We start from the raw sequence: 11,615 nt of genomic DNA on the forward strand, positions 1-11,615 counted from the left end.
CCTGTCCGATTTGTTCGCTGCACTTGCCCAATATCTGCACACCAAGGTCTTTCACGATCTTGCCCGTCATCCAGAGCATCCGGCCGCCTTCACCCGGCAGCGCAAGCTCACCCTGCCGACACTGATCTCCTTCATGCTCGGCAACTTGCGTATGGGCATGCAAGCCGAGCTCGATCAATTCTTCGCCACGCTCGCCCGCCAAAACACCTTGCGCCGTTGCGTCAGTGAACAAGCCTTCGCCCAGGCTCGCAGCAAGCTCGGCGGCGATGCCCAGATGGAACAAGCTGCCGTATCACGTAGATCGATGGCTGCTGAGTCGCCTGCTGCTCGGTGCGTTCGGTAGGATGATTGCTGTTCATTGGCTTCTCCTTTGTCCCCCAGAACGGGGTGGTCAAAAAGGAGCGAGTGCGAGTTCGGCGGGACTCTTGGCCCGGCCGAACTGGCTCACCTCGCTCGCAATCCGTACTGGCGGCGCGGGCGAGGTCTTCCAGTTATGGTTTAGGTTCCCTGGTGAATGATGAGATAGGCGGCGCCTTCAGTACGCGCGGCAGCGATAATCGGTGCCAGGCGGCCCGGATCGCCTTTGAACGCGCAACCGAGGTTCAAAATGGACTCCCAGATACCGTCGTTGCCGTTTCGGCCATGGACATACGTGGCATTGGCTTTCACCCACGCCCACTCCGGCACCTGGTCCGGCGTTTCGTAGTCGCCCACCGCGTCCTGCATCATCACGGACAGCACCTTTTGCGCTACGTCGAAAAGCGGATGCGCTTGCGGTTCACGGACTCCGAGTTGCTCAAGTAGTGCGTCGTACGGCAATCCGATCAGTCTTCGCGTATTCACTGCGGCCTGCAAAATTTGTTCGTACAAACTCGAGCCCCTTTTTTCACCGAAAGTGCCCCCCGAGTCGCACAGCATGCCCAAGGACGCCAACATCCGGCAGTTATGGGGCGGCGCCTCCGCCACTTCTTCCCAGTGATCTGCACCCATGCGCTGGCCGTTCGGCAAAATGATTGCCTGGATGTCGATGGCGGTGCCGTCCTCGCCGGTCTTCGGATCATTTCCGCTCTGGATCCTTAAACGGATATTCGATCACAACCGCGCCATTCTCAAAGAGAAGGCCTTTGGCCTCGAAGTCGATCGGGTAACAGGTATCCGATGCAATGACCTTCACCACGTACGGAAAGAACATGCGCGGGATAATCGGAACGCTGCAAATCTCTTCGTGGGTCTGTTGATTCATGATTCGCTCCCTGTGCCTCAAAGAGGCTGTTGAAAAGAAGCGAGCATCTGCTCGGCGAGGCGCGTGCCTGGCCGAACCAGAAAAGATTCCCCCCGCGCCCCACGGTGGCGGCGCGATGAGGAGGTGTTGCTCAGGCCTTACTCGGTGTCAGGCAACCGCATGACGGTGTGCGCCGGACCGTAGTGACGGTTTTCCCAGGTTTGGCCGACGCCGAGGGCGACCAGGCCAACAATGTCTTCCCAGTCATAACCGGCACCTAGGGTGAAGAAGTCACCGGTGACGGTGCGTGTCTCCGGACCATTTGTGAATGCTTCCGACCACGTCGCGGCAAAGCGCCCCTGGACTGCAAGCTTCGCATATCCAGAACCGGGAACCTCCCCCAGCGCGGCCTTCGCAGTTTTCACCGCCGTGATTCCCCGCACGCCCAGAGGAGTGAACTCCACCGCCTGCACCAGATCGGACAGTACACCGACTAGGTCCGGGCCCTGAGGTTGCGACAATGCGGCAGTTGAATCGGGCGCCGGCTGGTTTGCCTCGTCGAGCGAAATGGCGAAATGAGCCGCAAGTTCCACGATCGGCTGCGCCGTACACTTGACACGATCATCCGTGTGCTTGACGTACGCTTCGAAGAGAAACTCGTCCTTGGAAACTACGAGCACGTCGCACTCGGTACGGACCGAGTTATCTTCGCCCGCTTCCTGCGCGTCATCAGGGTCGGTCTCCGGATCGAATTGCATGTAACTGGCGCGGCCGTCCAACCGTTCGACTTGATACAGGTCGTTGGCTACAACCAGCGCCGCCAGCCTGACGATCTCGCGCGCATACGTCTCGGTTACCTGGAACTTTGCAACCCGGGGCGCTCGTTCCAGGTAGTCGCCACCATGAACTGCAACACGATACGACTTTGGCTGGCTCACCGATGGTGCCGCGGTGGCCGCGCTATTCGGAAGCTGTCCGCGCTGCTCTACATTCCCGCTGTTATTGCCATTCATGGTTCTCTCCTTATGCCCGTGCACGGGCTGCTGATAAGGAGCGAGTCAGGTGCTCGACGAGTCCGAGGGACTGGCCGAACCAGTACTAGTAGAAGTTGCTCGGCAGGCCAGATTCCTGTTGTCAGGACGTGCTGTAGAGCAGGGAGAATTTTGCGCTCTGCGGTGTCGATTGACCCGGCAAGACGGTGGGATATATGTGAAAAGGGGCGGCGAGCGCCTTGAGGTGGGATGCCGTTCAAACGGCTGGCTGCACTATAGCACACCCCCTTTTTGCAGCGACAAACCCGCTGATAGCGGCCCGGCAAGACGTACCGACGATCACGCGCGAGTTGCGTTCCTGGCAACACGCGAGAGCATGAAACTCTTGCTACCGCCGAAAGGCATCACTCGGAGATCATCATGCGTATTGCCAACCCGTCGATCATCGGCCAAGACCTTCACCCGCGCATGGCAGGCCTGCACCTCACCATCCATGCTTGCCAACGAGCCCTTTCCCGCACCGGCCTCGACGCTGAGCGCCTTCGCAGCTTTATCGTCGGCGGCGGCGCTGTCATCCTGCCGTGGCAGAGCGCCATGGGTAATCGGATCCGCACGTACCACCTGCTCTACAACCATGAGCAAGATGCTTTCTTTGTCGCGGTTCTCGCACACCATCCGGCACCGAATGCATCGCCTTGCATCGTGACTGTGCTCACGCAGCACCAGTTCGAGAACGATGCTGGCCCGATCGCTGTCGCGCGCCTGCGCACCGCCGTCTTCCAGGCCCTCGACCCCGTCTCGTTCCGCGCATGGGAGCTGCGCCACTTCCAAGGTGTCCTACCGCCGGCGCGGTACCGCGTGACGACCTGGTTCCGCCGAGACGACGATGCGCCGGGTGCTCGGCCGGCGCAAATGGTATTCCACAATGCCCCGGTCTGCCGGGACTTTGTGGAGACCCACTCGCTAGAGCAGGCAGCGGGCCACCCCGGCTTTCTCGATTGGTACCGCCGGCAGGCGGAGCGGAATGATCTGCCAATCGAGCGCGTCGTGGCGATCCGCATTGCGGACACCCATCCGGTCGAGCTCGACATCAGCGCACCGGCGTTGACGTGTTCGTGCTGCTCAGGCAAAGGTCAGGGCGTGCTCCCGGCCCTCCTTGCGAAGGGAGAGACCCAACAACCGCACTATACGGCTTAAGATCCGGGAATCTCCGCCGACAAGAACGATGTCGCACAGAGTAAGTTGATCCCGTCCAACTGAGGTTTTCGTTTGAGTATTCGAGAAGATACGCGCCGCCGGGCGCTGAGTCGCTATAGCCATGTTATTGGCGATATCCGTGTGGGTAGGTTCGCACGAGAGCAAACGCAGTCCCTCGCCTGCTTGTCCCCGTCCGATCTTGAGGCCGCCATTCGCGGCGGAAACGCTGTCCTTTTGAGCCAAACCGACCCGGAGTGGGGCTATCTCGGCCTCTACGTTCCAGCCCGGGACAAGATCATCGTTTGCGCGGTGACATTGGCCGAAACCGCCTTCGAAGACGGCCAACCCGTTATCGCCGAGCTGCTTGATTTGGACGAGTTCGAGCACAAGGGTGGGGCCATCGACATTGAGGTACGGCGGCGCATTGCCGGCCGTCAGCTCAATCCGGTGGGTTTGCGGGCGTGGGAGGCAAAGCACCTCGACGCAACCTACTCGTGGCCACGCCCCCGCGTGTTCGTCTATTTCGAACTCGACGGCAAGGTACACACACACTACGCGCGTCGCCCCCCAGTCTGCCGGGAGTGGATCGACACCTACGGCCTTGAGAACATACTCGGCCATCCGGGTGTCTGGGAGTGGTTTCGCCAGGTCCTTGAGGGCGCGAAGATCGAACCGGAGACGGTGATCAGCTTGCGTGTCGCCGATGGCGTAAAGATGCGCCTCGACCTCAATGCTGAAGCACACCCCTGCCCCGACTGCAAATTCACTCACTTCCAATTCGAGCCGGACACCGAAGCGGACAAGGCACTAGACGCAGACGACGCCGTCGCCGACGGCGGATCGCCACGCCTCTTCGACTGGCTGTCCCGCGTAGTCAAAGGCATCTGATCCGCTGGCGCTCGAATGTCGGTTTGGCGCCGGTCTTTTTGGCACCACGCCGACACCACGGCGCGGTACAAGGCCAACGAGCACAGCAACGCCACACTCACCCTCTTTGCTTGAAGCCGGAATCATGCCCTCCGACAACTTCTTCGAGACCGAGCTGACATCGGATAAGCCCGAACTATTCGTCATCAGGTCCTCTCCGCAGTCCGTTCGGCCGCAGGACCTGGCCGCGCACTGGGTACCGCCTGGCATGCGGGTCAACGTGCACCACTATTCTCTGTCCTGTGGCCTTGTGTATCTATGTGGCAACGCCGGGCGCGGTCGCCTCGAACGAGTCGAGCCAAGTCTGATCGACGAGAGCCTGGAGATCGGCAAAGAGACCAATTTCATAGCCAGCGGGCTGCCGTACTTCCCAACCTTCGAGGGGATAAGTCCGGACGCGCGGTCGGCCTATCTAAACTGGCTGGCCAGCGGGCGGCGCCATCCAAAGGCGGCAATCGGCTATGTGTACCTGTTTTTCTACGGCCTCGAGCGTCGCGCGGTCATCGACGCCCGTACGGACCCGGCAGCACGGGATGAGATTCCCGCCATCTGCGTCGAGCTGGAGGGGCTGATCGAAACCTACAGGAACGGGACGTTCAACTGGAGGGCCCGACAACTGCTCGCGTTTTGCCACTACATGTACGGGAAGGACGATATTGAATTGCCAGTGCCACCGCTCGACGGGAGCCCGCCGCCGATAAAGGACCTCTTTCGGATTGTGCTGGCAAGGTGCTACCACAATCGTCGTGACCTTCCGGCAGCGTGGTTAGCGGTCTGGTATCTGAACGACCACCGCTTTACGAAGTTGCCAGTGGTGAAACGCCATCCGCGCATCTTCGCCGCGGTCTTCCAAGACCTCTGCAGTCGGCAGTTCGGAAAGCAGCTTGCCAACTGGGCCCCACCCCTCGCAACTAGAAGCCTACAGCTTTCATACACGCCTGTATCGCCTGTGATGCGCGAGGTTCAGGAATCTCTGCCCATGCCTGATGTGACTGCAGTAGAAAGTGGGCTGGGCCAGGTCGTGGAAACGATCGCGAAGGCCGCGGCGGATACGCTAACCCCGTATTCGCGATATCTCAATCGAAGCGGTGCGCACCCCGACGATCCAGTCGCTCGGCTCATGCTACCGTGCCCGCTTTGGCCCGCGCCAGTCTGGGAGCGTCTCGCCCTGACGGTAGCAGATCTGAATGCCGGCGTTGATTTCACCGAACCAACAACGCTCTCCGCTTTCCTTGCGCCACTTGAGGCGAGAAACGTTCTCGCAAAACTGCCACCTGCGAATCTGATCGGTCTGATGAACGGCTACATGGGCATCGGGATGGAGCCGGACCCGAGGCATGGCGCATTCACACCAGATGGCACCACGCCGATCATATTGTTTCGATCGGAGGAAGATCTTCCTTTGCTCGAAGCCAAGCGCCCAAATCAAGGCGCGGAGCTAATGCCGCGTCATTCCAAGCATCACGCGCGCGTCGCATGTGTCGTGTTCCTCGCGGACCTGGTCCGCATGGGCCTGCCGAATGCGGATGCCGCGCTCATGAAGGCGACGGCCATCACGCGGGCATGGGAAGGACTAAGTGTCGCTGCGCATGACCGCCTGCAGGCCTTGCTGATTGTCCTGACAGCACCGGGGGCACCTGCCCTCAAAGGAAAGGGCACATTAAAAAAGCAATTGGATCTCATCGACCAACCTGACCGAGAACCGCTCACGCAAGAGCTTGTGGCGGTTGCCCGCGCGGGCGACGCTCTCGAACTGGTATCAGTAGTCCGGCAGTTGGAAAAGTACTTTGCTTTGCTTGGGGCCCACCCGAAGTCGCTGTATGAGATGGCACACACGGGCATGGACCCTGATGCTCCTGCGTCGTCAGTTGCAGATGGGTCTAAACAAAGCGGTCCGCTCGACACGGCGAGGATCGTTGCCCTGCGCAAGGAGACGGCGGAAGTCGACAGCGTGCTCATCTCGATTTTCGCCGCACCGGTGGACAACGCAGCCGAACTGGCGCCAGCAATGGCCATAGCGCCCGCCAGTTCCTGCTCGGACACCCCGACAACGCCTGTGGCTACAGCGCCAAGCTCGGTCTCCTTCGCCGCCCTTCCCTCGTTGGATTCCCGGCACAGCGATCTACTTCGTGACCTGGTGGATCAGGATGCCTGGGCAAGCGAGGCCTTCGCTGCCCTATGCACGGAACATGGGTTGATGCCGTCTGGCGCGATCGAGAAGATCAACGACGCTGCGTTCGATGCATTCGACGAGGCGTTGCTTGAAGGCGACGACCCGTTCGAGTTCAACCCAGGGCCGCTGGCGCTGCTGCGGAGCCAAAAATAGCGACATTCAAACTCAGGCTCCGGCCCGCCCTATCTTAATATCAGCCTAACCGACAAACCCGACAGCCATTCGAATACCCAATGAAGTTCTATCACTACACAGCTGTGTCGCTCGCCGAATCCATCCTTTCGAAGGGGATTTCTCTCGGTCACGTTAAACACGGCGACGGCAGCATTCGTAACTCGGTTGTTTGGCTGACGACCGATCCCGAACCCACTGGGCACGGTCTGACCACTGGCCAGGAGGTAATGACCGCCAGTCGCGTGGCATACCTGACAAAGGTCCATGGCGTCGCCCCGCGAAATGGCGTCACCATGCACAAATCGAGGGTGCGCCTGACGGTTGAAATTTCGGATGATAGTGGTTTGATAATGCCATTCGTCGACTATTACGCCCGTCGCGGCGAAAAGCCTGATGAAGCCAAGTTGATGGGTCTCTCCGCGTACGTCGAGAACCCGTGGCAATTGCCGCTGGCAAAAAGGCGCCAGCTTATGAAAACGACTGCCACCAAGGAAGGCACATGGTGGCTTTCGTTCGCGCCGATATCCCCCGCTGAGATTACACGCGTGGAGTTCAACACACCAGCCGGGTTCGTCGACTACGACTTCGAGGTTCACGGCAGGCGCCCTTTCCGCGATGCCGGAATGGTGGTTCCTAGCGCCCGCACCCTTGAGTCATTGCGCACACTGGTACCTTGCCGCTACCCCCTTGAGAAGGCGAAGGCTTTCGCCTTTTGCGTCAAGCCAACAGATGCTCCTTTCGTGCTGATTCGCGGCGGCGGGGAGGACTATGCATTCGATGCGGTATCCGGCTCCTCCCTGTTCGGCACTAGTCACCCAAATGGCAATGCATTGTCCGCCTGGGTGCGGCAGCACTCCGCGGAACTACTGGACTGCTGGGCCGAAGCCGTCGACGTCTATTACGCGTACTACCCGGAGGCGGGGACGCCTCGCACCAATATTCAACTGAGCCCGTGACGCACAACTGTATGTCGCACTTTCCTGCCAGCACGGACCAGTGAACCTGAGAAGCCGATGACTTCTAGTACCACCATCCGCCCGCGCGATCGGGACGCCCTCCTCCAAGCCCTCCGCGCCGGCGTTGTCCCGCGCACGGGCCAATACCTGATTCAGGTTGGCCGGGCCCGGGAAATTCAGGCGCTACTTGCCGATATCGAGCATGTTGCTGCTGGCGGCACGGCCTTTCGCGTCGTGGTTGGCGCATACGGTTCGGGAAAGACCTTCTTTCTCAACCAGGTACGCGCGGTCGCCCTCGAGAAGAAGCTTGTGACGATCAGCGCGGATCTGAACCCAGACCGACGCCTGCACGCCACCAGTGGCCAGGCCCGCTCGCTTCACGCCGAGCTGATGACGAACATGTCGACGCGCAGCAAGCCGGACGGCGGCGCGCTCGCCAGCGTGATGGAGAAGTTCATCGGCACGGTTCTAGACGAGGCCCGCAGGAGCGGCGAGGATCCGGAGCAGCTGATTTTCCGCAAGTGCGCCGCGCTCACCGAGATGGTCGCGGGGTACGACTTCGCCGCGGTGGTGGCGGCCTACTGGCGGGGCCACAATGACGGCAACGAATCGCTCAAGCTTGCCGCTATCCGGTGGATGCGCGGCGAGTTCACCACGAAGACCGACGCCCGCCAAGCGCTCGGCGTCCGGACGATCGTGGATGATTCCTCCGTCTACGACCATATCAAGCTGATGGCCGTGTTTGTGCGGCTCGCGGGATACGGAGGCCTCTTTGTCGGCCTGGACGAGTTGGTGAACCTCTACAAGCTCGCGAACGCCCAGTCTCGTAACGCCAACTACGAGCAGCTGCTTCGGATCCTCAACGACGTCCTGCAAGGCACCGTCGAGGGGCTCGGATTCCTGCTCGGCTGTACACCCGACTCGCTACTCGACACGCGGCGCGGGATCTACAGCTACGCGGCCCTGCAGTCGCGACTTGCCGAGAACACGTTTTCCTCTGGCGGCCTGGTGGACTACGGACACCCAGTGCTCCGCCTACCCGCGCTAGCGCGCGAGGACTTCTTTGTTCTGCTGGAGAAGATCCAGCAGGTGTACGCTTCCGGCGACCCGGCAAAGCTCTTGCTGCCAGAAGAAGGCATTGCAGACTTCATGGCGCATTGCGAGAAGAGGATTGGTGAAGCCTATTTCCGCACGCCGCGCACAACGATCACGTCGTTCATCAACTTGCTCGCACTTCTCGACCAGTATCCGGACACACCGTGGGATTCGCTGATCCAGCGTGTGGAGGTTGCCAAGGACAACGGGGCTGCAAGGGAAGCCGAGGTGATCGCGGACGGCGGTGTAGATGAAGGCTTGTTTGAGTTCAAACTCTCAGCGCGCGCCCATGGCCACGCAATCGTCCAGCTTTGAACTCCTACATCCGCTGATCCAGGAGTGGATCTGGCAGTCCGGCTGGACAGAACTGCGCGATGCCCAGGAACGGTCAATTCCGCCAATCATCGCCGGCGATTCGGACGTTATTATCTCTGCCGCAACCGCCGCCGGCAAGACAGAAGCTGCGTTCCTGCCGATCCTGAGCCGCCTGCTGGCTCCGGATGCCGCCGGCCACAGCGCGCTGTGCGTCTCTCCACTCAAGGCGCTGATTAACGACCAGTGGGACCGCCTCACTCAGTTGTGTGAGACGCTGGAGATCCCAGTAGTACCGTGGCACGGCGACGTCGCCGCCAGCCGCAAACAAACCTTCGCCAAAAAGCGGGCCGGGTGCGTGTTGATCACCCCTGAATCGCTGGAGGCGCTTTTCTATAACCGTGGCTCGGGGGTGGCGGGCCTCTTCGAACGCCTCGACTATGTGGTGGTCGATGAACTGCACGCCTTCATGGGCAGCGAGCGCGGCATGCAGCTACAGAGCCTGCTCGATCGCCTTGAGATGACGCTTGGCCGGCGCATTCCGCGCATCGGACTCTCCGCCACGCTTGGCGACATCCAGCTCGCCGCCGAATTCCTCCGGCCAGGCGAAGGCGCCAAGGTCACGATCATCGAGAGCACACAGGCTTCGTCATCGCTGCGCATCCTGATCAAGGGGTATCAGGACGGCCCGCCGCAACTATCGGATGAGGAAGTCGAAGAGCGCGTGAAGAGCGGGCAGCCCGTTTCCGCGATGGAAACGGCCGGGCTAGGCATGCTACAGATCGGGCGCCACATCTACAACAACCTCCGGGGCCGCAACCATCTGATCTTCCCGAACAGCCGGCAGAAGGTCGAACAATACACCGCCCTTCTGCGCGCAATGAGCGAGCGTGATTGCCTGCCGCCCGAGTTCTGGCCACACCACGGCAACCTTTCCAAGGACCTGCGGGAAGAAACAGAACGCGCCCTTAAGCAGACCGTCACGCCGGCGTCCGCCGTCGCGACCTCGACGCTCGAGCTCGGCGTCGATATCGGCCCCGTGGAGTCCGTCGTGCAGGTCGGCCCGGCGCCGTCCGTCTCCAGCCTGCGGCAGCGCCTTGGCCGATCCGGCCGGCGGAAGGGTACGCCTGCGATCCTACGTGGCTACGCGCTTGAGGCGCCGCACGATGCCCGTGCCACCCTGCCCGATCGCCTTCGCGAAGACCTGGTGCAACTGATCGCGCAGATTGACCTGCTGCTGCAGCGTTGGGTTGAACCGCCGCGAGTGGGCGGCATGCACCTCTCAACGTTGATCCAGCAGCTACTGTCGCTGATCGGTCAGCGCGGTGGCGTCACCGCGGCAGACGCGTTTCGCCAGCTCTGCGTGCGCGGTCCGTTTCGATCGGTCGGGCAAGAGGAATTCGTCACCGTACTTCGCGCCCTGGGCGCGCGTGAGATCGTGATCCAGGACAGCTCTGGCCTTCTGCTGCACGGGCCAGCCGGCGAGGCCATCACTGGCCATTACACCTTTTACGCGGCATTCTCCAGTCCGGATGAATTCCGCCTGGTTTCGCGCGGCCGTACGCTGGGATCCCTACCGATGACCTCCCCGCTCGCCGAAGGTGACTTCCTGCTGTTTGCTGGCCGCCGTTGGAAGGTCGCGCGGATCGACAATAGCCAGAAGGTAATCGAGGTCGTGCCCTCCGCCGGCGGCCGCGCACCGTCGTTCGGCGGTACCGCAGGCATGGTTCACACCCGGGTGCGCCAGCAAATGCGGCAGATCCTCACAGCCGACACACCGGTGCCCTACCTCGATGAGGAGGCTCAGCGTTTGCTCAATGAGGCCCGCATGACGTTCAAGTCGGTCGGGCTGAGTAAGGTATCCCATGCGGACGACGAGGGGACGCTACGCCTTTTCCTGTGGCAGGGGGACGAGATTCAGACGACTTTGGCGCTTATGCTGAAGTTCTTCGGCATCGATGCCACCAATGAGGGCTTGTGCCTGGCGTTGAGCGGCACATCGGTTAAGGAAGTTGACGAGATGTTGAGGCGCCTGGCCGCAGGGGATCAGCTGCACGCCGCTGACCTACTACGCGACGCGGAGAACCTGGCAGTCGAAAAGTGGGATTCGTTGATTCCGCCGCCACTGCTGCAGATCAACTATGCGTCGCAACTGCTGGATCTGCCGGGTACCTATGAGTTTCTGCGGGGCTTACTTGGGCAGGCCGCGGCACTGCGGTCATGACTAGGAAACCCCTTTCTGCGTGACGGAGTCTTCGGACCAGTGCGTCCGAGCGAAACGTGCGTCGCGAACGTTGGCCTTGGATTAGGGCTACGCTGAACAAGCTGGGTAAATTGAGTGACGCAGGTTGATCAGGAGCCCGTTCGGCCGGAAAAATAGCTGTGGCGACGAGAATTTGCCTTCGCGCGCCCCCAATTGGGGTGTGTTGGCGGGGCGCCCGCCCCGCATTCGCCCTTTACGGGCGGACTGCTCCCATCAGATGCCCTCGACTCAAGTAGAGATTGGCCAGCGCCAGCGCCGTGAAGGCACGGCCGGCATTCTTCTTCAGGCCACGGTAGCGGACTTT

9 protein-coding genes and 2 pseudogenes are annotated in these 11,615 nt (G+C 61.1%); 7 read left to right on the top strand and 4 right to left on the bottom strand.

Going from position 1 to position 11,615, the window contains the following annotated elements; translation table 11 throughout:
• A pseudogene (locus tag A3A5_RS40780) lies at window positions 1–343 on the top strand (hypothetical protein); the annotation flags it as partial.
• 155 nt (window positions 344–498) lie between these two features.
• Here the strand turns inward: A3A5_RS40780 and A3A5_RS0105555 are convergent.
• The 3 genes from A3A5_RS0105555 to A3A5_RS0105565 all read right to left on the bottom strand — a co-directional run bounded on the left by A3A5_RS0105555 (window position 499) and on the right by A3A5_RS0105565 (window position 2,235).
• Complete coding sequence (locus tag A3A5_RS0105555; protein WP_018309623.1) at window positions 499–990, bottom strand: hypothetical protein; 492 nt, start codon at window positions 988–990, stop codon at window positions 499–501.
• A 67-nt stretch (window positions 991–1,057) separates the two neighbouring features.
• Window positions 1,058–1,243, bottom strand: coding sequence for a hypothetical protein (locus A3A5_RS0105560; protein WP_026200490.1), 186 nt, complete (start codon window positions 1,241–1,243; stop codon window positions 1,058–1,060).
• A gap of 137 nt (window positions 1,244–1,380) precedes the next feature.
• Window positions 1,381–2,235, bottom strand: a complete 855-nt coding sequence (locus A3A5_RS0105565; protein ID WP_018309625.1) for a hypothetical protein — start codon at window positions 2,233–2,235, stop codon at window positions 1,381–1,383.
• A 399-nt stretch (window positions 2,236–2,634) separates the two neighbouring features.
• Between A3A5_RS0105565 and A3A5_RS0105570 the strand changes: the two genes are divergently transcribed.
• From A3A5_RS0105570 to A3A5_RS37685, 6 genes are all read left to right on the top strand, one after another.
• The gene (locus A3A5_RS0105570) at window positions 2,635–3,411 is read left to right on the top strand and encodes a hypothetical protein (RefSeq protein WP_018309626.1); all 777 of its coding nucleotides are present in this window, start codon (window positions 2,635–2,637) and stop codon (window positions 3,409–3,411) included.
• Window positions 3,412–3,645: 234 nt separating this feature from the next.
• A complete protein-coding gene (locus A3A5_RS0105575; protein WP_157637140.1) occupies window positions 3,646–4,299 on the top strand; it encodes a hypothetical protein in 654 nt (217 codons plus the stop codon).
• Between the two features lie 124 nt (window positions 4,300–4,423).
• On the top strand, window positions 4,424–6,664 hold the full coding sequence (locus A3A5_RS0105580) for a TerB N-terminal domain-containing protein (protein ID WP_018309628.1): 2,241 nt from the start codon (window positions 4,424–4,426) through the stop codon (window positions 6,662–6,664).
• An 80-nt stretch (window positions 6,665–6,744) separates the two neighbouring features.
• Window positions 6,745–7,641, top strand: a complete 897-nt coding sequence (locus A3A5_RS0105585) for a hypothetical protein (RefSeq protein WP_018309629.1) — start codon at window positions 6,745–6,747, stop codon at window positions 7,639–7,641.
• 57 nt (window positions 7,642–7,698) lie between these two features.
• A complete protein-coding gene (locus A3A5_RS0105590) occupies window positions 7,699–9,051 on the top strand; it encodes an ATP-binding protein (RefSeq protein ID WP_018309630.1) in 1,353 nt (450 codons plus the stop codon).
• On the top strand, window positions 9,026–11,272 hold the full coding sequence (locus tag A3A5_RS37685) for a DEAD/DEAH box helicase (RefSeq protein ID WP_018309631.1): 2,247 nt from the start codon (window positions 9,026–9,028) through the stop codon (window positions 11,270–11,272). The genes A3A5_RS0105590 and A3A5_RS37685 overlap by 26 nt, the downstream gene beginning before the upstream one ends.
• A gap of 232 nt (window positions 11,273–11,504) precedes the next feature.
• Here the strand turns inward: A3A5_RS37685 and A3A5_RS43005 are convergent.
• Window positions 11,505–11,615, bottom strand: a pseudogene (locus A3A5_RS43005) (IS5/IS1182 family transposase); the annotation flags it as partial.

Source organism: Cupriavidus sp. UYPR2.512, assembly GCF_000379565.1.
Lineage (GTDB): Bacteria > Pseudomonadota > Gammaproteobacteria > Burkholderiales > Burkholderiaceae > Cupriavidus.

What these genes read in the sequence shown, in the direction of transcription:
- A3A5_RS0105580 (WP_018309628.1), top strand. Translation starts at nt 4,424, where the DNA reads ATGCCCTCCGACAACTTCTTCGAGACCGAGCTGACATCGGATAAGCCC.
- A3A5_RS0105585 (WP_018309629.1), top strand. Translation starts at nt 6,745, where the DNA reads ATGAAGTTCTATCACTACACAGCTGTGTCGCTCGCCGAATCCATCCTT.
- A3A5_RS0105565 (WP_018309625.1), bottom strand. Translation starts at nt 2,235, where the DNA reads ATGAATGGCAATAACAGCGGGAATGTAGAGCAGCGCGGACAGCTTCCG.
- A3A5_RS0105570 (WP_018309626.1), top strand. Translation starts at nt 2,635, where the DNA reads ATGCGTATTGCCAACCCGTCGATCATCGGCCAAGACCTTCACCCGCGC.
- A3A5_RS0105560 (WP_026200490.1), bottom strand. Translation starts at nt 1,243, where the DNA reads ATGAATCAACAGACCCACGAAGAGATTTGCAGCGTTCCGATTATCCCG.
- A3A5_RS0105555 (WP_018309623.1), bottom strand. Translation starts at nt 990, where the DNA reads ATGGGTGCAGATCACTGGGAAGAAGTGGCGGAGGCGCCGCCCCATAAC.
- A3A5_RS37685 (WP_018309631.1), top strand. Translation starts at nt 9,026, where the DNA reads ATGGCCACGCAATCGTCCAGCTTTGAACTCCTACATCCGCTGATCCAG.
- A3A5_RS0105590 (WP_018309630.1), top strand. Translation starts at nt 7,699, where the DNA reads ATGACTTCTAGTACCACCATCCGCCCGCGCGATCGGGACGCCCTCCTC.